20 protein-coding genes are annotated in these 22,489 nt (G+C 36.3%); 12 read left to right on the plus strand and 8 right to left on the minus strand.

Annotation, left to right across the window (positions count from 1 at the left end; all coding sequences use genetic code 11):
- The first annotated feature begins 3 nt into the window (after positions 1–3).
- The 7 genes from D3P12_RS06795 (at position 4) to D3P12_RS15470 (ending at position 6,741) form a co-directional block, all read left to right on the plus strand.
- Positions 4–1,053 (plus strand): restriction endonuclease, encoded by a 1,050-nt coding sequence (locus tag D3P12_RS06795; RefSeq protein WP_157970268.1) that lies wholly within the window; start codon positions 4–6, stop codon positions 1,051–1,053.
- Positions 1,054–1,145: 92 nt separating this feature from the next.
- Positions 1,146–1,337, plus strand: a complete 192-nt coding sequence (locus tag D3P12_RS06800; RefSeq protein ID WP_118194269.1) for a hypothetical protein — start codon at positions 1,146–1,148, stop codon at positions 1,335–1,337.
- Positions 1,338–1,835: 498 nt separating this feature from the next.
- Positions 1,836–3,092 (plus strand): site-specific integrase, encoded by a 1,257-nt coding sequence (locus tag D3P12_RS06805; protein ID WP_118194270.1) that lies wholly within the window; start codon positions 1,836–1,838, stop codon positions 3,090–3,092.
- A 10-nt stretch (positions 3,093–3,102) separates the two neighbouring features.
- Positions 3,103–3,639, plus strand: coding sequence for an ORF6N domain-containing protein (locus tag D3P12_RS06810; RefSeq protein WP_118194271.1), 537 nt, complete (start codon positions 3,103–3,105; stop codon positions 3,637–3,639).
- Between the two features lie 129 nt (positions 3,640–3,768).
- A complete protein-coding gene (locus D3P12_RS06815; RefSeq protein ID WP_118194272.1) occupies positions 3,769–4,254 on the plus strand; it encodes an ADP-ribosyltransferase-containing protein in 486 nt (161 codons plus the stop codon).
- A 566-nt stretch (positions 4,255–4,820) separates the two neighbouring features.
- Entirely contained in the window at positions 4,821–5,486 is a 666-nt protein-coding gene (locus tag D3P12_RS06825) for a nucleotidyltransferase family protein (RefSeq protein ID WP_157970269.1), read from the plus strand.
- Positions 5,473–6,741 (plus strand): LicD family protein, encoded by a 1,269-nt coding sequence (locus D3P12_RS15470; RefSeq protein WP_205941069.1) that lies wholly within the window; start codon positions 5,473–5,475, stop codon positions 6,739–6,741. The genes D3P12_RS06825 and D3P12_RS15470 overlap by 14 nt, the downstream gene beginning before the upstream one ends.
- A gap of 492 nt (positions 6,742–7,233) precedes the next feature.
- Here the strand turns inward: D3P12_RS15470 and D3P12_RS06835 are convergent, their stop codons facing one another.
- From D3P12_RS06835 to D3P12_RS06870, 8 genes are all read right to left on the minus strand, one after another.
- Positions 7,234–7,833 carry a glycosyl transferase gene (locus D3P12_RS06835; RefSeq protein WP_157970270.1) on the minus strand — a complete coding sequence of 200 codons (600 nt, stop codon included), beginning with the start codon at positions 7,831–7,833 and terminating at the stop codon, positions 7,234–7,236.
- 171 nt (positions 7,834–8,004) lie between these two features.
- Positions 8,005–8,667, minus strand: a complete 663-nt coding sequence (locus D3P12_RS06840) for a hypothetical protein (RefSeq protein ID WP_118194276.1) — start codon at positions 8,665–8,667, stop codon at positions 8,005–8,007.
- Between the two features lie 151 nt (positions 8,668–8,818).
- Complete coding sequence (locus D3P12_RS06845) at positions 8,819–9,766, minus strand: hypothetical protein (RefSeq protein ID WP_118194277.1); 948 nt, start codon at positions 9,764–9,766, stop codon at positions 8,819–8,821.
- A 139-nt stretch (positions 9,767–9,905) separates the two neighbouring features.
- Positions 9,906–10,148: a hypothetical protein gene (locus D3P12_RS06850; protein ID WP_157970271.1), complete on the minus strand. Its 243-nt coding sequence runs from the start codon at positions 10,146–10,148 to the stop codon at positions 9,906–9,908.
- 456 nt (positions 10,149–10,604) lie between these two features.
- On the minus strand, positions 10,605–11,075 hold the full coding sequence (locus D3P12_RS06855) for a TlpA family protein disulfide reductase (protein ID WP_118194279.1): 471 nt from the start codon (positions 11,073–11,075) through the stop codon (positions 10,605–10,607).
- 238 nt (positions 11,076–11,313) lie between these two features.
- The gene (locus D3P12_RS06860) at positions 11,314–12,969 is read right to left on the minus strand and encodes a vitamin K epoxide reductase family protein (protein ID WP_118194280.1); all 1,656 of its coding nucleotides are present in this window, start codon (positions 12,967–12,969) and stop codon (positions 11,314–11,316) included.
- A 736-nt stretch (positions 12,970–13,705) separates the two neighbouring features.
- On the minus strand, positions 13,706–14,989 hold the full coding sequence (locus D3P12_RS06865; RefSeq protein WP_118194281.1) for an HlyD family secretion protein: 1,284 nt from the start codon (positions 14,987–14,989) through the stop codon (positions 13,706–13,708).
- A complete protein-coding gene (locus tag D3P12_RS06870) occupies positions 14,990–17,173 on the minus strand; it encodes a peptidase domain-containing ABC transporter (protein ID WP_118194282.1) in 2,184 nt (727 codons plus the stop codon).
- A gap of 879 nt (positions 17,174–18,052) precedes the next feature.
- Between D3P12_RS06870 and D3P12_RS06875 the strand changes: the two genes are divergently transcribed.
- From D3P12_RS06875 to mobC, 5 genes are all read left to right on the plus strand, one after another.
- On the plus strand, positions 18,053–18,391 hold the full coding sequence (locus D3P12_RS06875; RefSeq protein ID WP_245977406.1) for a helix-turn-helix domain-containing protein: 339 nt from the start codon (positions 18,053–18,055) through the stop codon (positions 18,389–18,391).
- A 3-nt stretch (positions 18,392–18,394) separates the two neighbouring features.
- Complete coding sequence (locus D3P12_RS06880) at positions 18,395–18,634, plus strand: hypothetical protein (RefSeq protein WP_118194284.1); 240 nt, start codon at positions 18,395–18,397, stop codon at positions 18,632–18,634.
- A gap of 148 nt (positions 18,635–18,782) precedes the next feature.
- Entirely contained in the window at positions 18,783–19,163 is a 381-nt protein-coding gene (locus D3P12_RS15325) for a plasmid mobilization protein (protein ID WP_157970272.1), read from the plus strand.
- Positions 19,061–20,398, plus strand: coding sequence for a relaxase/mobilization nuclease domain-containing protein (locus D3P12_RS06885; RefSeq protein WP_118194285.1), 1,338 nt, complete (start codon positions 19,061–19,063; stop codon positions 20,396–20,398). Before D3P12_RS15325 ends, D3P12_RS06885 begins: the two co-directional genes overlap by 103 nt.
- Positions 20,399–20,404: 6 nt before the next feature.
- Positions 20,405–22,405: a conjugal transfer protein MobC gene (gene mobC, locus D3P12_RS06890; RefSeq protein WP_118194286.1), complete on the plus strand. Its 2,001-nt coding sequence runs from the start codon at positions 20,405–20,407 to the stop codon at positions 22,403–22,405.
- The last annotated feature ends 84 nt before the right edge of the window (positions 22,406–22,489 follow it).

The raw sequence follows: 22,489 nt of genomic DNA on the forward strand, positions 1-22,489 counted from the left end.
ACAATGGAGGAAGATATACATAACCACAACATACAAAAGTCTGAAAGTCCTAGTGAAGATAGTTTTTTTAATAGAACAGAATACTCTCTTTTGTTAGAATATGCTTTAACTGATGGATTTAAGGAATATTCAAAAGAAGATACAAAGAGTAAAAACGGCTTAATCACTACAGTAACTAGTGTTGTTCAAGGTTTTTTTATTGATGATAATAAAACAAGAGCTATTATTAGTGATGTTGCTAATCCGCAATTAATTCCTGAAAAGATTTCAAATCAAATACAAAATCTTATTTCAATAGACCATATTTATGAAGGTTATGAATATTTACTTGTAAAAACCAGAGACAAAATTTTTACTTTCAATATTCAACTTTATTATAGTATTAAAGAGTTAGTTCGGTTGATGGACTTGTATGTAAGTTGTAAAACTGAAAAATTCTTAACTAATAAAGACGGGACACTTTTAGTTTTGGACACTGGTCAGACAAAGTTCTTAATTTCGGGTATGATTACATCTGAAACACAAGAAATCGAACGAGCCATACTAACTTCAAAACTCGAGGAAGCTAAACCTTTCTTTGAGTTTAAAGCGGTTAAAAAAGTTGATTGGTCAAGATTAAAAAACAACAAAGGAGAATATTTTGAAAAACTGACGGAAACATTATTGCCCTTAGAGCCAAATCTTACTGATATTAAGCCAATCGGGAAAACTAACGCCTCAGATAGGGGGAGAGATTTTCTAGTTATAGAAAAAAGTTTTGACACTTTTGGCAATCCACTCGAAAAAAAATGGTTGATACAATGTAAATTTTCAGAAAAAAGTATTTCTCCAAAAACAATTCCTGATTGGGTTAACAGGATAGTTGAACACGAAGCAGATGGATACTGGTTAATTACAAATAATGACCTTACACCAGATTTGTTCGACCAATTAAATGATGTTCCTAAGAACAAGCATTATAAATTTGAGACAAGAGTATGGCAGAGAAATACATTTGACATAAAATTAGCTACAAGACCAGAAGCATTTGTTACTGGACTTTATTTTGATTAAAGTTAATATGGCCAATAGATCACCTCAAATGTAATTTTATTTTAATTTACGCCTCAAACATTAGAAGCATTGTAACACATTATAGTTATCTGATGAATATCTTCGTTCCAAAAGAAGAACATTCGAGAAATGTTGCCTTAATTAATCTCAAAGCTGCTTGTTTAGGACTAGGCACTGTAAGTAAGCAACATAGCGACTTTACAGGATTTGTCAGTAAAAGGTTGGCAACAGATTTTGTTTATACAAAGGAAGATGTTGTTGAGCAATTGTTTAAAACAGCATAAAAGTAGATAATAATATATTTTGTTCATGTGAAGATTGTGTGAAAGTTCGAACCATCACTATTTTTTTTGTGTTACTTGATTAATTGTTGTTTGTTTGAGATTTTAATTTCTTTATTTTCAAGTGTTTAACAGCTATTTCCTGAAACAAGTTTCTTCAAGTCTTCCAAAAAATGGTTCGAAAATTGTCCCGAGAGGACGACGAAAACCAGTCCATCTGGGTTCAAAAGCCTCTAAATCATACGATTTAGGGGCTTTTTTGCTTTTAAACAGTCCATAATAATCCATATCAATCCATACCTCCTGAGAACTATAAGGTGACCTCTTTTAATTTTTTAAATTAGGTCACCAGAAAGGGTTTAACTAGTTGATTTACAATATGATGAATCAATAAAATTTAGACTCGAATAGATCGATATGAATCACTTTTTTGCTCTTTCTGGTGACCTGTTTGGACGAGATAGTTCATATCAGTTCATGTTAAACTTTAAAAAATAGAGTATGAGATCAGCAAACACGTTCGGTGTTCATTTCATTTTGAGAATGAACAAAGCAAAAAATGATACCGCCCCGATTTACGTACGAATCGCGGTGAATGGAGAGAGGATCGAGATGTCCCTCAAGAAAAAAGTAAAAGTCTCTGACTGGAACCTTTCAAGAGGTATTGCGAAAACCAAAAATACAGACCTGAAAATCCTCAATGGGTTTCTGGAACAAGTGAGGGGAGCCTTATCGGGGTATTACCAAGAAATGGTCATGGCGAAAAAACTGATTACCCCTGAAGCGATCAAGAATATGTATCTCGGTATAACAGAACAAAAGAACACGCTCCAATCATTAATAGACTATCATAACCTTCATATGAAAGAAGTGTTGGCCTATGGTACGATGAAAAACTATTATACGACGGAAAGATATTTAAAAGAGTTTGTTGTCAAGCAATTCAAGAAACAGGACATCTATCTTTCTGAACTGGATTACCAGTTCATTACGAATTTAGAACATTTCCTCAGAACCTATGAACCGGCCGATCATCACAAAAGTATGTCCAACAATGGGGTGATGAAACATTTGGAGCGGTTCCGGAAAATGGTACGTCTTGCCGTTAAACTCGGATGGTTGGATAAAAACCCATTTGAACTGTACAAACTGAAGGTGCAAAAAGTCGAGCGTGGATTTCTGACGAGCGACGAACTTACCAAGATCGAAGAAAAGGACTTTACAGTTCAGCGTATCCAATATGCTAAAGATCTGTTTGTATTCAGCTGTTATACCGGTATCGCCTATATTGATGTCATGCAATTGACCCCAGAGAATATTGTACTGGGGATCGACGGCAACCGGTGGATCAAATCCCATAGAGAAAAAACCGATACATCCATCCATGTTCCCATTTTGCGCCAAGCAGCCGAAATCATCGGGAAATACCAAGACCATCCACGGGCAGTTGCCAAGGGTACACTGTTCCCGGTGATCTCAAACCAAAAACTGAACAGCTACCTGAAAGAGGTGGCCGATCTTTGCGGCATCAAGAAGCATCTGACCTTCCATTTGGCGAGGCATACCTTTGCCACCACGGTTACCCTTTCAAATGGTGTCCCCATTGAAACAGTAAGCAAGATGCTCGGCCATACCACCATACGCACCACGCAAATCTATGCCAAGGTAATTGAACGAAAGGTAAGTCAGGATATGACAAACCTTCAAAATCTACTGCAGAAAAATGAGAAGAGTAATTTAAAAGTTTTGAAAGCTTAAGCTATATAAGATGGAAAATAAGAAAGTGATTATTCCCGACGAAATTGTGATCAGTAAGATTTATTATATCAGGGGGCAGAAAGTTATGTTGGACAGTGATCTGGCCGAATTATATGGAGTTGAGACCAGGCGATTGAATGAGCAGGTCAACAGGAATAAAGACCGTTTCCCCGAGGATTTTATGTTCAGATTGAATGAGGAAGAGTTTCAAACTTTGATGTCGCAAATTGCGACATCAAAACGAGGAGGCAGAAGAAAGTTGCCTTATGTGTTCACAGAACATGGTGTTTTGATGCTTTCAAGCGTATTAAACAGCAAACAAGCTATCGAAGTAAACATTCAAATTATGCGCATTTTCACGAAGATCCGCCAGATGCTTGCCGATAACACAGAGATTCGTCTGGAAGTTGAAAGAATAAAGAACAAGTTGGAGAATCAGGATAAAAACATGGAGATCGTTTTTAAATATCTGGATGAATTATTGGAAAAATCTAATAAACCAAGCCCGCCAAGAAAACGGATTGGTTTTAAACCGGATGACTTGTAATTCCGAATTGCTCATTTTTTATTTGCCGCAAATTTACTTTCATTACGATTAACCATCAAGGGTATATGAACATTCGTGCCTCATGCCCTTGATGTTTTTTTCATTTCAGTTGATTGCTCAATAAAAATTATGGGCAATACAGGAGAAGTACAACAGATCAATAAAGTAGTTTACCATGGAACAAATGCGGAATTCGATCAATTTGACCTAACTAAGAGAGGTACTAATACCGGATACCCGAATACAATACACGGATTATTCTTTACGGAGAAGGTAGAGAATGCATCGTTATTTGGCAAGAGGATTATCAAGGCAATAATTGTTATAGAAAAAGCGATTGATTTAACCATACACGGGATTTTTTCAAAAAAAAATCAAGCACCAGTCATTTGGGAAATTCTTACCGGTGAGGTTCTTTCCGAGGAAGACGCCTTAACTCAACTAGACGAGAATATATCCCTTGGAGAAATAGCAGACTTATACGATGCCTTATATTCCGAAGAAAGCCATCAAATGTTAAGAGAGGCTGGTTATGACGGTATAATTTCTTCCTTGGGTAACGATGAGTTAGAGTACGTTGTTTTTGATATTTTTCAAATATGCCAGATATACTAAGATCTCATTAAGAAAAAAAGCATTTACATTCGATTGTAATTAGGTTATGCATTCTATTCAGTTAAAACAACGACAAATACAGGATTCCCATTTTCATCTTTCTTGGCAGGGGTATATGTTTGACCATTAAACTCTATATTTAGACATTTTTTTGAGACTGATTCATACTCCCAGTTAGAAATAATTTCGTGCTCATTTTCATCTTCGAAAACAGGAGAAAATGTAAGTCTGTGTTTTAATTGCGTGGGACGGTAATCTGGACGATCTGGAAGTGTAGAAGTAACTATGACTAATCGATTTGCTTCGGGGGGAGTTTGTTTGTAAGGGCGACAATAAAAGAGCTTCCTTTTCCTTGCCTGTTTGAACAACCTGCAACTTATAAAGAGAATTTTTTATTTCCCATCCGAAAAAAGTTAGCCGTCAGTGTGAAGGTTATAATGGAAGTCAGCTTCCGTGATGGATCAGTTTGAAATAAAGGATATTTTTATTTCTACTATTAATATTTCTTTGTATATTGCAAAACCTTTTTATCTAAACCTAATCTAATGTTTAATTTCTGTCTAATTATGGCTGCTGGTGAAGGCAAAAGACTACGTCCATTAACCAATAGAATACCTAAAGCTCTAATTAAGGTAAGAGGAAAGTCCTTGATATCTCAGAGTATTATTCAGTTGACAGAAAGCGTTGAAAACATAATAATAACTACTGGCTATAAAGGCGAAGATTTGGTAGAACATGTTTATAACCTTGGCGCAAATATCATTATCAAAACTTTAGGGAAGGGAAATGCTTGGTGGATATTTAACAGCTTAATGAAATCTGTTGATGAACCTGTTCTTGTTTTACCGTGCGATAATATAACTAAATTAAATTTGGATTTTATTTTCAATTGTTATATAAAAAGCGGGGCACCTCCGTGCATGTTAGTCCCTGTTCGTCCCTTAGACAATATTGAAGGTGATTATATAAAAGGTGAAATTGGAACAGTGAGGAAGCTCTCCAGGGCTGAAGTTACTTCGATATATTGTTCGGGAATACAAGTATTAAACCCTTCTTCTATAAATAATCTTATTGAGCCTTGCGAAGATTTCAACGATTTATGGAAAGCCTTGATAGCGATACAGAAACTTAAGTATTCTGATGTCTATCCAGAGGCTTGGTATTCAATTAATAACGAAGTCCAATTACAAGGTTATCTAGATAGTAGATTTTTGAGTTATGATAATATTTAACCTACAATTACCTGAAAAAGTATTATTTGATAAGAAAAATTCAAATATTTCCTCTGTGGTTGAATCTAATATTGAAAACATACAAAGTAAGCATAAAAACGGTGAATTAAAAGTCGACAATAATTGGCATAAAATACAATATGGTTTCGGCATATCTCAATCAGAAATTGACATCTTCCAAACTCATTACTATGCTTGGAAACAATTTTTAAAAAGTAATGAAAATATGTGCCTAATCATACAGGAAAATTTGGTCCTTTCTGAGATGTTTTATGAAGGATATAGCGAATGGGAGCAGCTTCCTACTGACTGGGATGTTTTCTTTCCGTATAATCCTTATCAAAAAAACAACTCAGAACCAGAAGACAATAATAGACCTTGTTTGCTAAATCCAAATATAAGGGAAATCGACGAACATGATAGTCATTTTATGGGTATTGATTGGGGAGGAGCTATTTATTTTTTGAATCGATCGGGAGCTGAGAAGCTAATAAAAACTGAATTGATTAAACAATGTGTTCAAGATGAAATCGTCATGCAAACCATGTATGGAACATTAAATTTATATTATGAGAATGTCGAGTGGTTTAGTTATAAAGAATGTGCGAAATTGCACATTATAGACAGAGAATCTAACATTCTTTCTGAGGTCCTGAACTACAATACATGGCAAGCAAAAGATGAAGTGTTGTTAAAAGATATTTTAAGCACGTTAAGTACAATTTCATCCAATAAAAATATAGACTTGGTACTTCAAGGGGGCACTCTTTTGGGACACATTCGTCACGGTCGAAAGATGCCTTGGGACGATGATATAGATCTTGGTATAGAAGAAAAAAATCTTGACTTGTTTTTAGAGGAGGTAAAGAAATCAGGACTATTTGTGGATATTTTCCTGGAAAATCACACGGAGACATTTTACTATAAAATCTGGAGTCAGAATGGTCGAAAAATCCAAGGTTATCCATATACATTTCCTTTTATAGATATATGGCTGTTCAACTATGACGGTAATAACATTAAATTTAAAAACGGAATAATATGCCCAAATTCTGCATTGAAGCCCTTGATAAAAGTGGAATTTGAAGGCTCAGGGTTTTCAATCCCGTATAATTCGATTGAATGTTTGGATGCCCGTTATAAAGATTGGAAGTCAAAAATAAGAATCTATCCTTGGAGCCATCAGGAAGAGAAACCTATAAATTATTGTTTGAATGCTAATATAGAAGTAGATGCACACGGAAGAATAAAGTAAGAATTACTCACACCAGCCAAATTCGCTTGATTGTTTCAAATATTTCATTCTTTATTCTGCGGTCGCCGCCTTGGAATAAGTCCGGTTGTTCCAAGGGAAAAGTGAAAGAAGATACAGGTAGATAAAGGATCTAAGTCTATATTCAAGGAAGTTGACGATTGACTTTTGAGCATCAGGTGGAATTAAAATCTCCAGACTGGGTAAACCAACGAGATAATCTGCATATTGAGTCCTTTAATTGGAGTAAGAGTGCCTGAACGAACACTGATTCCTTTCATTGGAAGATGCGAAGAAGACAACTGAAGTCTGGATGGAATACAACTCCTTCCAGCTCGGTAGCTCTCTGGTGAGTCTGACATCCGAAATGTAAATCAAAAACCAGAGTAAAAACGGCAAAATTTTCTTTTTTTGAAGATTCCTTAATGTGGTGGGATGTCTAATATTAAGAAAAGTCAAAGACAGTATAATAAGTCAATATTAAAATAACGGCAATTAAAACCTATCATAATTAGATCGTGTTTTTTCGTAATAACATTTAACTTTTTTTAACAAATCAAAACTTGAAGAGCTTTTCTCAAATATACTGCTTACATAGCCTATTCCATTGTTTGTATATGTTATATCAGAGTATCCAAATTCCTTTTGCAAAGAGATATAGGGGTGGATAACGAATTTTTTTTCACTGATCTCCGATAGTTTAAGATCAGGAACATCCCCTTTATCAAAATCTGCACTTATAATTGCCGAATAAAAACTATTGAAAACGACAGTGAATTGTAGGCCGTTAAACTGGTCAACCCAAAATAGATTTTTTCTGATTTCTATTCCTGTATTGAACCAGCTAACACCGCCCATCATCAAATCAGCGCCTAAGCGCTGTGCTAATGTTATTTGTTTAATCAATTGATTCTTAGAGTAATATTTAGTGAATGAGTGGTCATCTTCGCATAGTATAAAAAAGTCGTAGTTGTTTTTTTTTGCTTTGTTTACTATATATTGAATTGTTTTCCAAAGGCTAAATGCACCATTTTTTTTTTCTATAGCAGGGATAATTTCTAAATTAAACTCTTTACGTCCATTAAATTCATTCATTAAATTGGCTTTCCGGTCTGTCCTAGTCCGAAGATTTACCGCATATACTGGAATTGTCTTTTTCTTAATAAGGTCCATGTTATCGGAATAAAACTTAATTTAATATTTTCTAAGTGTCCTTTTTAATCCATTTATTAAATGAAAAATTCTATGCATTGGTCTTAAGTTCAATTATGTTTTTTCAATATATTTTTCATAAACTTTTTTGTAAATGGCTAAACGCTCTTCAGCATTTTTAAATTGCAGGATATTGGTTTTTTTTCGATTGTTTGGTTTAGCATCTGAAAAACCATAGTTATATTTAACTGATATAAAGGGATAAAGAAGTATTTTATTGCTAGTAAGTTCAGATAATAAACTTTCGGCAGTATAATGGTCTCTAAATGGTTCCTGAAGTATTGAGCTGAAAAGAGGTTTATAAATAACAATGAATTGTGAATCATAAAAAGTGTCAATCCAATATCTTCTATTCGTTATTGGTACTGCGTTGTTAAAATTTCCTATACCGCCTAATAGAATATTGGCTCCTTCTTTATACGCTGAAAGAATGTCCTTAATAAAAATTTCCTTATCATAACTTTCGGTAAAACAATGATCTTCTTTACAAATAATTATAATATCTTGCTCTTTATCAATCGCTAGCTTAATGCTTTTTTTAATACTTAACCAAATAGCGAGTGGTTCGAATTGTTGATTGTAATTATCAATAATATGTAATTCAAACTCCTTTTTATCATTAAATTCTTTTTTGATATGTGTAAAGAAATCTTTTTGAGCTTTTAAATTGATTACATAAGTAGGAAAAACGATTTCATCTAGGGTGTTTTCTTCCATATTACACCATTTATTTTAAAATTCTATCTGTCTCCGCCCGTTTCAATATTTAGATTCTAGAAAGACACGCATATTTTTTGCATTTCGAGTGGAAGGTTGTTAACTTAAGCAAACTAAAAAACAACATTCAGACTTCCCATGGCCAGTTTCTTTAATATAAAAAAAATTGATATGCTATAAATCCAAACAGCTTATTACCTATTTTCGTATTTGATTCCAACGTTTCACCATCCAAAAATTTTTTTCTATCAAAAGCGACCCAGGTATCAAGCTTTTCGGGAACAAGCAGATTTGCTTCTGATCTTCCAGAAACATCAAAACTTAGCAAAATAATGTTTTTTTCTTTGTTTTCAGTAAAACTAATATCCAAAACGAAGTCAGCTTCTCTCATGTTTCCGTCATCCACAATTGTCAGGAAATTCAATTTTTTACGGAGAAATTCAGTTTTCTTATTGTACCTGTTGTATCCGTTTTCTCTAGAAACCATGACATTGTTTACTAGGTTTGTTAAATAGTTCTTCTGTCGTTCTGAAAAAGATACTTTATCAAAATCAATGGAGCGAATAGCGAAAGTCAAGGTACTGTCATTTCTGAATTGGTTTGAATTGCTTAATAGGTTATTCGTTTCTGTGAGATTATTGATCAAACCTAGATTCATTAGCCGTACGTCTAATAATTTCTCACTATAATTAAAAAAAAAATCTGGGCTACTTTGAAAGGTTAACTCATCAAAAACCTCACCATTCACAGTATTTTCCAAGGTTACACTATATCGAACTTGAGTTTCTTGTATTTCTTGCTCATGTATATTGTCTTCGGATCGTATAATTGCTCGGTAAAGGTTCTTGGTGTGATTTCCTTCATTTAGAGTGTCTAAGATCAGTGTATGATTAAACGTTTGGACAGAATCCCATGAACTAATTAATAATTTAGTCAACTTTTTGGAATGATTTATTAAGCTGTCACTTCCTTTGTAGTCTTTCACAATTGCTGTGATCACGATCTCGTAGTTGGTAGTGTCGTTAACAGATGCTTTTGCGGTGTAGCAAATGGGGAAAATCCACAGGATCGAAATTAAAATGTTTTGATAGGTTTTCATATATAAGTATTTATAAAATAGTTTTGATTTTGCAGATCTCAGGTATTTACTTTATTAGCTAGCTCATTATTAAACGCTTTTTTTATTAAAACATCTCGAAATCTTTATTTGGTCATCCGAGATGTTTTAATCATTTTAACTAAAGTGGTGGAAATTCTGCACAGCCCCCGCAAATTAAACCTATACTTTCTGCTTCCATCACACAAGCGTCTACACAATCTATTACGTTAGAACCGTAGCAACGAGACTGAGCTCCTCCGATCACACACCAAATGTTACCTCCGCCACTACCGCCGCTGCCCATTCCTCCGATAACTTGTTTTAATTGATCTCGCGAAAGCATTTCCCCATTACCTGTAAAATTTAATTTTAACTTTTTCATCTTTTTTAATTTTAAATAGGACATATGTCCTCATCATAAATTTAAATTATATAAACGGCTGGTTGTAGTGAGCCACTCCTTATTATAACGCCCTCCTTGAGGGTATAATAATTGTTAGGTTCAAACTTACGTAATTGATGTTTTAAATATTTTTCATTTTAGTCAACTAGAGCTTATGATAACTTGTGTTAAAAACGTTTGAATTCTCACAAATAAACTTTATTCTACTATCAGTCGACACCAAAGATATCCGTTGTTTCGTTAGGCTTACTAGATAACGACTTCATCATTTTCATTCATTAAAAGAATTGATTAATCTGTTTTTATCGTAATAAAAGTTTTATAATTAGTACTTCTTTCATGTGTTGGTGAGTGTTTGTACTGTCATCGTAAACGATTAATTTGTTTCGAATCAGTTTCATGTTGTTCATTCCCTTTACTTACGCATGGTAACAATTAATTATTCAGTGCATTTTTGATTTGAATGACGAGCTCTTCCTTAATATCTTTATTATAACCAGTACTTCGATAAACTATCTTTCCATTTTTAATTATAATATTGGTAGGATAAATTGCAATATCATGAGCTTTGGGCCATACATTATTCTTAGCAATCAAATGATAGCCGAAGTCTTTTTTCTTTTTAAAGTAAATCAATTGTTCCGCTTCGTCTCGTGGAGTTATGGCTATAAAATACAGCTTTTCATTACCTTTAAACTCATTTGAGACAGCCTTTAGGTTGGGAATTTCTAAAATACAGGGTCCGCAGGCTAAAAACCAGTAGTTTATTACTAAAACTTTATCGTTGAGATCCTTTAGTGAAAATACCTTCCCATCCACAGTTGTTAGTTGAGTGGGTATATCATTCTTTTGAGCATAGGCCGCAACATTGCAGAAATACAGAGTAAGTACAAACAGGATTCTCATAATTTTCAGGTAAAGGATTAATACAAATTTGAATAATTTCCGACTTATTTGAATATTTGATTTTTTTTATTTTCGTTTAAATATGATATTAATTTAAATAGGATCTAATTTTAGTTTGTCATTACTCTTGTCATAGTGCTCTCATGAAAAGGTGTCATGATATTAGCTCCCATTATAATACTATGATTGTGACTTCTATATTTTAGGTGATTACATTTTTATTTTAAATGGATTTGTTTTATTCTGCAAATAAAATATTTAAGTCTTCTATGGTGTAATTTTCTGGCAGCTGAAAACCATTAACAAAAAATGTGGGTGTAAAACTTATACCAGTGTCATTGCACCATTTACTCATTAATTCCACTTTTGATGATTGTTGTTTCAGTTCTCCATTTATTACATATTTTGAAGCAAAAATTTCATAGTCTTTAGTAGGGGCGTTATACCAATCATCTAATGCTTTTTTGGTTTTTAATTCGTTTCCGTCTTCTGCAATTGCCAAGAGATGTTTTGAGGCTTTTGTTCGTAAGTTATCTTCTGCATTGCTGGTCGAGAAAATGATTTGAACAGATACGTTTTTATTTTTTTCAAGAAGTTGATCTATAATAGGGTGTGCTTTTGCACAAGGGCCACAATAAGGATTGCATACTTTAATAATCTTGTATTTGGCATCAGGGTTGCCTAACTTAATCCCTAAGTTTTCAGAGGGGAAAACAAGTTGTTTTTGGTTTTTTAATAATGAATCAAAAATATGTTTATTAAATTTAAATTTTAAAAAGTTTTTCTTATAGTGTTCATATTTTTTGTTCTGTTTAAGAATAGACATTAGTTGTCCAGTTAAAATAAAGGGAGCAAGTCCGCTTAAAAGAACAATAAATAATTCTTTAATAGGAAAACTATCAATTAATACAGCTTGAGTGAGCCAACCAGCTACAAAAACGTACACCAGTTGAATTGATAAAATAGCCTGCACGGCTAAACATAAAACACACCATTGACTAAGGATTTTCCATTGGTAAAAAATGGAAAAAGGAATATAAAAAGAGCCTAAAACAATAAAAGAAGCAACGATAATCTGTGATCCAGGATTAGCAATCCCACCTAGGAGATGACCAAACAATAGAGCAGAAAAAAAGCTGAAGCCGATATGGCTCCAAGTAAAACCAAAGACAGAAGCTCCATTCGATTTCAAAACACTACCACAATTCTTTTTTTTATTGCCTTTTCCCTCACAAACTTCCTGCAAAGAAGAATTACTACTATCAATATCATACCATAACAGTAGAGATGTTATTATCCAGCCTATTAAATTAAACCAGTTGAATAAAACGGGCACCAAGGTGATCTGAAAATTTTTAAAAATAATTTCATATAGACCATAAATTAAAATAAGCACTGGAATAAAAAGCAACGTTATGTCGAGACCATTTTTTTTCCTCTTTTCTTTTTTTAACGATTGTACATAATCCTTCTGACCAGATACCTCGTCCGACTCAGCTACGAATCCTACACCCTGATAAATCTTTTCAAAATCTTCCCAATTCAAACGAGTGCTTTTTTTACTTTTAGGCGAAATGAATGTCACGGTATCCGGTTTTACCTTTGTGATTAGAGAATAATAGTTTATATCTGAATCGGTGGGCCTAATCAAAGCAATGAACGGTGTAGGTAGCCCTTTTAAATCAATTAATGAAAATTTTGCAGCAAAATTTTGTATATTAAATTGTTTAAGAACATCACTTAGTGTTAACATACTGGGGTAATCTGGATGTCGCTCTAATGCTTCCTTCAAGCTAGTCTTGGTGACGGATATTTTCATTGCCGATACCAATGAACCACTTACATTTAAAATATTATCTTCTGAATTAACAAGATTTTTATAAAAACGATGCATGACTCAAAATACTTTAGGTTCTAATGTTATAGGAATCTCAACATTATCAATCAAATAGTTATTATTAACTGAAAAATATTTTTATCAGGTGAAGCTGGATTTCAAATTCGGTTTATTGGTTTTACTTTTTATTAATTGTCGATGTAAACCCTGTTACGGGATATTTTAGCTAAAAACAATCTTTAATACGTAAATATAGTAATACATTTGAATTAAAAAAATAATAACTGTGTTTTTTGTCGTTTTAATTGAATAAATAAGTTTAGAGGTCGGGTATATAAAGGCTTATAAAAACGAACCAAAATTATATTAATCGAATCATTGTATTCATTCTATGAGTAATATTTCATTGGTTGCTACCTTTGATTGAAGATCTTTTTAAACGAATTCACTAGTGTCCCATTAAAGTTGGGACACTAGTGGTATTATTCATGATATGAGTTATGTTACTTTTGAAAATTATTCTTAAAGTTGATTGTGAAGGTTGATCACATTTGCTTTTATGAGTTAGATTTATAGCGATAATCTGATAGTAACTGCACATCATAAACTCTAATAGTAATATTTTTATCAATTCTTCCTCGAATTATTTCTTAAAAGCTGAATATAATTTTCTCTTAAAATGGTTTTAAAATATATAAGTCAACATTCCCATCTTCGGATGTTGTTAGTAAATGAAATTACTGATATTTTTTCCTCCAAAACTGATCCTGCGTGATCACGAATTAGTTAGGAATCACCCCTTACCTCTTAAGATTTTAATAATATTCCGATTAAGTCTCGTAAATAATGAAGCATCTTCAGTCACAATTTCAGCAACTCCTCGCATACCCGTCTTCAGAGTGATATCCTTTTTTAGGGACTTCGTATTCAAGATCAGTTTTGAAAGAAAAATACTGTCATTCAGCGGCACACCGCTGACGTGCCCAACTTCACCTTCAATCACACCGTACTCTTCAAAAGGATAGCTGTTTAATTTAACAAGAACCCGCTGCCCTTTCTGTACTTTCCCCATATTGTATTGAGGGATAGCTGCTTCCCCAAAAAAGCCAGTGCTTCCAGGATTAATATAAAAAATCTCCTGTCCCGCCTCGATGTACTGATTTTCTTGAATAAAACCTGCATACGCAAGGGTGCCGTTTTCCCTTGCCGTTAAAATATACTGCCTCCGCCATTGCTCCATCTCACTGATCAGACTGTTCAACGACTGCATAAACCTTGACCGCTCATCGTCAATTTGACTTCCTAGATCCACCAATTCGGTTTTCTTGGCGAGGAGGTTGGTTTCATTTGCTATCAGTGACGAACTCGTCTGTTGCAAGGGGTAATGCTTGGCCAGAAACTCACTTTGCTGCTGTTGGTATTCCGCCTGAGATATTACTTTTTTATCAAAAAGCTTTTTGTACATCTCAAACTCTTTCTCGGCCAACACAAACTCCTCCTCTTGCAGTGCCTTCTGTTTTGCTAATTGTTCAGCCTGTTTGTTAATATTTTCAATTTCAGCCTGAAGGAAAACGGCTCTTTTTAAGAGTACCCCTCCTTCAACTGAAGATTTAAATGTTAGGTATGCTTGGTAGAAGGTTTGATAACCGCCTTGGAGCTCCCCCAAATTTAAATGAGACGGTGCACCGATGTGTGCAAGGGAATTGATGTTCCCGTCAGAAAAACCATTATTCAGCTCGGTCAGCTGGTTCAACAAGCCGATTACATCTTCGTGGTCAGCGGTACTTTCCAGCCATGCTATAGCTTGCCCACTTTTTATTTGGTTGCCGTTCTCAACCAAGAGCTTGACGATATTTCCGGACATCCTGCTTACCACTGCTTTTGGAGCATTGGCTGTATTGATTTTCACTTGAGTTTTTACAATATCGGGGTACTTGATGAGGGCACTCATAATGATCAACAACAGAACAACCATCAGTACCATTGTAATCCCCCAACGAATTAACCAAGAAGGGGGTGTTGCTATAATATCAGCAATATCTTCACTATGTTCTTCGAATGTAAGCTGTTCTTTCATCTAATTTCCAAGTTCAAGTTGATTCTTAACAAGTTCATAATAATTTCCCCGCGACCGGACCAGTTCCTGATGCGTCCCTTGCTCGATCACCTTCCCTTTTTCCAGAACTACTATATTATCAGCGTTCTTTACGGTACTTAATCGATGTGCAACAATAATCACGGTACGTTTATTAAAAAACTCTTGCAGATTCTCGATGATGATGCGTTCGTTGTTTGCATCTAAAGCATTAGTGGCTTCATCAAAAAGAATATAGTGTGGGTCTTTATAAACGGAACGGGCTATCAACAACCGCTGTTTCTGGCCTTGACTGATCCCTTTCCCCGCCGTACCGATCTTTGTTTTCAGCCCAAAAGGCTGCTCATCAACAAATTCCTCCAAGTTCGCGATCCGGATCGCCTCCTGGATTTTTAACTGATTAGGGAATTCATCCCCCACAGCAATATTATTCTCGATCGTATCAGCAAAAATAAAACCCTCCTGCATCACAATTCCACAACTGTTCCGCCATGTTTTAAAGCTGATTCGGTTTATGTCCATACTGCCAATCCGTATCTCTCCGCGATCCAGTTCATAGAACCGCATGATCAACTTAAGAAGCGTTGTTTTTCCGCTCCCACTCGTTCCAACGATTGCGGTTACCTTTCCTTCCGGAAAAACCAAACTCAAACTATCTAACACCGGTTCATTGCCTGCACCGGGATAGGTAAACGTGATATTGTTCATAACAACCGATTTGTTGTCCGGCAACCTGTTCACCCATTCCTGGTCAACGGGCTCTTCGTCTTCTTCCTGATAAATTTCATTGATCCTTTCCAAACTTATTTTTGCATCCTGATAGGATTGGATGAAACCCAAAAGCTGTTCGATCGGACTGCTCACCATCCCGACAATGTACTGGATGGCCATCATCCCACCAAGGGTGATATCACCGTCAATAACCGCCTTCGCACTCAGAAAAGTTATAAATATGCTCTTTAGCTGATTAATGGCCATTGAACCGGCCTGTTGATATTGCATCAAAGCCAGGCTTTTGACTTTAAATTTAAAGAGACGGGCCTGGATCGCCTCCCATAACCAGCGCTTTTGTTTTTCACTGTTGTTAAGCTTGATTTCTTGCATCCCGCCCACCAACTCGACAATATTGGTTTGATTGTCTGAAGAAATATCAAACCGGCGGTAGTCCAACTCGCGCCGCTTCCGAAGAAACAGTAGAATCCACCCTGTGTAGAGGATTGTACTTACCACAAAAACGAAGAAGATACCCGCATGATAATAGGCCAGTACTGCGCCGAAGGCAAAAAGGTTGACAAATGAAAACAGGGTATTGAGCGTGGACCCTGTCAAAAATGCTTCTATCCGGCTCTGGTCGTTCATACGCTGCATAATATCCCCGGTTGTTTTCGTCTCGAAAAAGGACATGGGCAGCTTCATCAGTTTAATCAACAAATCAGTCAATATAGAGATATTTACCCGCGTACTGATATGAAGAAGGATCCACGAGCGGATGAACGTTACTGCTGTCTGCCCGACAAACAACATAATCTGTGCAATAAGGATCAGGTAAACAAAGTTGATGTTGCGGGTATTGATACCGATGTCTACCACTGACTGTGTCAGAAAGGGCGTAATCAATTGAAGTACTGTGCCTACAAACAGCCCGACAACCAGTTGAAAAAACAATTTCCGATAAACGTAAAAATATTTCAAGATTACGCCCCAACCCAATTTAGTCGATTTATCGTCGATTTCGTCTTCATAGAACTGGGGCGTTGGTTCCAAATGCAATGTAATCCCATTTGTAAGACCTGAATAGGCAAACCAATTTTTTGAAAACTCTTCCTTAGTTAATACCTGAAGTCCCGAGGCAGGGTCGGCGATATAGTATTTTGATTTTTTTATCTCGTATAATACCACAAAATGGTTTTGCCGCCAATGAATGATACACGGCAATTTGATCTCTTTTAGCTGGGCCAGTGGCAAGCGCAGCCCCTGTGTACGAAATCCCAGCTTTTCAGCAGCTTCGCTAATCCCAAGCATATTGACCCCCGCTTTTGTAACCCGGCAAAGCTTTCGTAGTTTGTGGATATTGATATTGCGACCGTAGTATTTAGTGACGATACGGAGGCAGGTAGCTCCACAGTCCATCTGATCTTGCTGTTTATAATGAGGAAACGTTATCATTTATTAAGATATGAAATACAAGTTAGACATAATTGATAAACAAATACAAGCAAGACTTTATTTAGTCCAAATTCTGAATGGTAGACCCATATCATCAAGTTTATTATATATGTATTCTTTTGGATTGTTATAATTGACGGAAATTTAGAGAGAGTTATATTCAAATATAAAAAACAAATCATTATATGGAAAATATACTGTTATGTTATTGACGAATTGAAATTGATTGTATTGTTGATTCATATTCGTAAACATCGTAACTTCTATTTTTGCAATCTATTTTTACAGGTCTAATGATCTATTTATGTAAACCTTCGAGTGAAGAGAATATCTGTTACGTAAAAATAATAATACATTTGAATTAAAAATAGATTAGCCGAATTATCCGTATAAGAGATTCTTGTCATGATTCTTCTCTTTTCTTTAAATATAGCGCCTTTGTATAGTTAACGGATGAAAGTCTTAAAAAGATCTTAGCAAAAAATCTCTTCTTCCAATGAAAGAAGAGTGTGGACTTCTTTCATTGGAAGAAGAGTGTGGACTTCTTTAGATCTGAATTCAGACCTGCTATTGACCTACGTATTTTTAGTTTTGTTCCGGAAACAGCCAGAGCCCTTTCAACACAGTGGCCACATCAACCCCTTGAGTCCCTTTTCAACCTGAATAGTATGCATTATCGATTGTAATTATCCCGAGTCTTCTATTTTTTATGATTCAATTTTTCAGGGAGAGATCAAATAGACGACAGCAAGAACTTTTTTGTTGTTAGACTATCATTGAGACTTAGTTCATTAAATCAATAAAAACACACAACTCATGGGGTAATGGTGAAGTTCCAGTGATCCTTCTATCTTCATTTGTAGTTCAAAATCATGAATTATGACACAAATAATGCAACAAAAGAAAAGGGCACGCCAACTGCTTCCAACCAAAGATCAATTACTGACCATTGGCGATCTTGAAAGTTTCAAAGAAGAAATGCTTTATGAAATCAAATTGATCGTAAAAGAGGGCAATGGTAAGCCGGCAAAAAAATGGCTGAAATCCACCGAGGTAAAAAAACTCCTCGGGATCTCCCATGGTTTTCTGCAAACACTTCGTGATACTGGCACATTGCCCTTCACAAAGATCGGGGGTTCCATCTATTACGATTATGAGGATATCCTTTCCATGATGGAAGCAAAGAAGTGTAATCATAGGGATATGTTGGATGGCTAGTATATGACGGAGAACCGGACCGGGGATATTCCTAAGCTCTTGGAAATTAAAATTTTCTTTGATCAAAAAGGGTTCGAAACCCACGATGCCATCGCTTTTTTTGATGAATATTCTGAAAGAAACTGGAAAGGAAGAAGGGGAGTCTGGGTGAAAAACTGGCGAGCCAAAGCGCTCGATTGGATGTGGCAAAGACAACGGACGCGACCATACCTGCGCAGTAAATCTAAGTTAATGATTCTTTAAAATTGAGAGGGCGGTTAATTACCGTCTGAGGTAATAGCAAGATGTACGTTTGTCAGACAAACGGAAATTTACAGCTGCCTCCAGAGTCAGATTATTTGCTGGAAAATACCTCCGAAGTCGGATTTTTTTGCTCTGGAAAAATGAAACAATGGAAAACAGAATTAGACGGGTAACCTTACGGTTTAACTCGGATGAGTACAAGATTATAGAGAAAGGGTTTCGCAAATCGACGTCGCAGAATATGAGCGAATATATGCGTGAGATATTGTTCGACAAAACGCTAACCTTCACCTATCGGAACAGATCGATCGATGATTCACAGGAGGAACTGATACGGATCCGAAGGGAGATCAATTATATCGGTAATAACTTTAACCAGGCGGTGCATAAACTAAACAGTGTTATGGGGATGCCGGATGCCGAAATATGGGAGGGTGTGATGGTTGTCTTACGGGATCAAGTGGAGCCGATGATAAGAGAGACCAAGGAGAGGATGGATATTTTATCGGAGATATGGTCGCAAAAATAATAAGTGGCAAAAGTATTCGGGCAGCGCTCAGTTACAACGAAAACAAAGTGGATCAGGGAAAGGCGGAATTGATCTGGCAAAGTGGGTTTAAGAAGGAGGTTCAACGGTTGAACTTCCATGATAAGCTAGGGCGTTTTCAGAATTTGACAAATAGGAACAAACGAGCAAAGACCAACGCCGTACATATTTCATTGAACTTTGCGGTAAACGAGCGTGTGGATGAAACGCAGTTGAATGCAATCGCCCGTGACTACATGGAAGGGATCGGTTTCGGAGATCAACCTTTTCTGGTCTACCGACATAAAGATGCCGGTCACCCACATATCCATATCGTGACGACGAACATCAGGCATTCTGGTGAGCGTATTAGCTTGCACAATCTTGGGAAAACAAAATCCGAAGAAGCACGGAAACTGATTGAAAAGCGATGCGGGTTGGTTCCGGCCCAACAGCATAGGGAATTGTATAAATCCAAAGCTCTTGCATTGTCAAAAGTCTTTTATGGGAAGGACGATACCAAGCGGGCGATCTCAAATGTTGTGCATGGAGTGATACAATCGTATCGGTTTACCAGTCTCCCGGAGTTTAACGCCGTGCTTTCCTGTTATAATGTATTTGCTGACCGTGGTTCTAGAGATTCAGTGATGTATGCTAAAAAAGGACTTCGGTATTGGGCACTGGACGAGTATGGCAAAAAGGTTGGAATTCCGATAAAAGCAAGTAGCATCCACAGGTCGCCAACCTTACAGAAATTGGAACTAAAGTTTGCCTCAAACAAAATTGCCAGGAAACCCTATGCGGATCAGGTAAAGGCTGCAATTGATCGGGTTATGAAAAATAAAATAACCTCAGAAAGGTTTGAACGAGCATTGCCCACATATGGTATTGATGTCCTGTTTCGAAGAAATAGCGAAGGTCGTTTGTATGGGGTAACTTTTATTGACCACAATACAAAATGTCTTTTCAATGGTAGTGATCTCGGGAAGGCATATAGTGCAAATGCATTAAGCCAATGGTTCCTGTCATCAAAAACGGCTGGTAAGGCTTACAGGCTGAGTGGATCGAACGAAAGTTCTCAATACCTTTCACCGATTACATATGGAACAGTAGGGCGATTTTACTTAGGAAAAGGGAGTCTATTAGAAGAATTGCTGAAACCTGAGTTTGATGATAACCTTGAGAACAACGAGCTGAAACGGAAAAGAAAGAAAAGAAGAAGACGAATTCAAAATTAGCGAACTATGAGAACTGGTGAAAATGAACAAGGATTACGGAAAGTAGCGGATTTTACAAGGCTTCTTTCTATTGCGATTCTGGTGCTCCACTTTTATGTATCCTGTTATCAGGTCTTTCATCAGACTGGATTTTACTCAGAGGTAACGGATCATATCATCGGGAAAATATCCATGATCAAGATTTTTGAGTCAATTCTTTTGGTTAAAACCTGGGCCTTGGGATTGCTTCTGGTTTCTCTTTTAGGTGTTAGAGGTCGGAAAGATGAAAAGGCAAACGTGAGACCGTTGATTCTATATGCTTTTCTAGGATTTGGATTATATTATGGCAGTGTTTTGGCTTTTCAGTTGGATCTGGATTTACTGGTACTGGTCGCTTTGTATATAGGCTTTTGTGTTATCGGGTATCTTTTGGTTTTAAGCAAAGGTACACGGCTGACGAGGTTGTTGAAAATGAATTTGATGAATGACATCTTCAACAACGAGAATGAGACGTTCCCGCAGGAGGAAAGGAAAATCAGCAATGAATACTCCATAAACTTACCTGCCAAATACTTCTATGAAGGAATGTCCCGCGATAGTTGGATCAATATTATCAACCCATTTCGCGGGCTCTTGGTTTTGGGGACTCCCGGCTCTGGAAAATCTTACTTTGCGATCCGGCATATCATTACCCAACATATTCAAAAGGGCTTTTCGATGTTCATCTATGATTTTAAATACGATGATCTCAGTCGGATAGCTTACAACACGCTGTTAAAGGATAAAAACCGTTCAAAGTTTTATGTAATCAATTTTGATGATCTGAATCGCACGCACCGTTGTAACCCTCTTGACCCACAGGGTATGAATGATATTACAGATGCAACGGAAGCAGCGAGAACAATTATGTTGGGGTTGAACCGAGAATGGATAAAAAAGCAGGGTGATTTCTTTGTTGAATCACCTATCAATTTTCTAACAGCGATTATCTGGTATCTTAAAAAGTACCACGACGGGGTTTATTGCACTTTGCCCCATGTAATCGAGTTGATGCAGCTTGACTATCAATATTTGTTTCCCGTACTGGATAGAGAACCGGAAATAGAAGTCTTGATCAATCCATTTGTATCCGCATGGAAAAATGAAGCATTTGATCAACTGGAAGGTCAGGTAGCGAGTGCCAAGATAAGTATGGCTAAGCTATCGTCACCGGCGTTATATTACGTTCTATCGGGCAATGACTTTACGCTCGACCTAAATAACCCAGATGATCCGAAGGTTATTTGTGTTGGGAACAATCCGCAGAAACAACAGGTTTATGGAGCTGTTCTAAGCCTGTATATTTCTCGGATGATAAAACTGGTAAATCAAAAAGGTAAATGTAAATCCAGTTTGATCTTCGATGAATTTCCCACGATCTATTTTAATAATATGGATAGTTTGATTGCCACGGCACGATCGAATCAGGTGGCGACGACCCTCGCGGTGCAGGATTATAGTCAGCTGAAAAAGGACTACGGTAGGGAACAGGCAGAAGTGATCCTAAACATCATCGGGAATGTCATATCCGGACAAGTTACGGGTGACACAGCGAAGCATCTCTCGGAGCGCTTTGGGAAAATCCAGCAGCAGCGAAAAAGTATTTCGATTAATAGTTCCGATACATCGGTCAGTAAATCTACCCAGTTGGACTCTGCGATACCTGCATCGAAAATATCGTCCCTCTCTTCCGGTGAATTTGTGGGGATGGTTGCTGACAACCCTGACGAGCAGATAAAACTCAAGATGTTCCACAACCATATTCAAAATGATCATGGTGCATTACAAAAAGAGGAATCCGCTTATCAACCTATCCCAAAGGTGCGGAGCGTCGATTCAGGGATCGTTAAGATGAATTACTATCGGATCAAACAAGATATCCAAGAACTTGTTGCCGCGGAGTTGGGAATGAAACAAGATAGGCCTAAGAATGGGGAGGTATTAAAAAATGAACCTAAGACGCCGAAAATGAGAAATATGAAGTTGTGAGTGACAATATTTCAAATTGCTGTTCGTTTACAATATAAGTGCCTGAATTTAATCAATAATAATTTTGTTTAATTTTTAGCTTGT

It is taken from the genome of Pedobacter indicus (assembly GCF_003449035.1).
Classification (GTDB): Bacteria; Bacteroidota; Bacteroidia; order Sphingobacteriales; family Sphingobacteriaceae; genus Albibacterium; species Albibacterium indicum.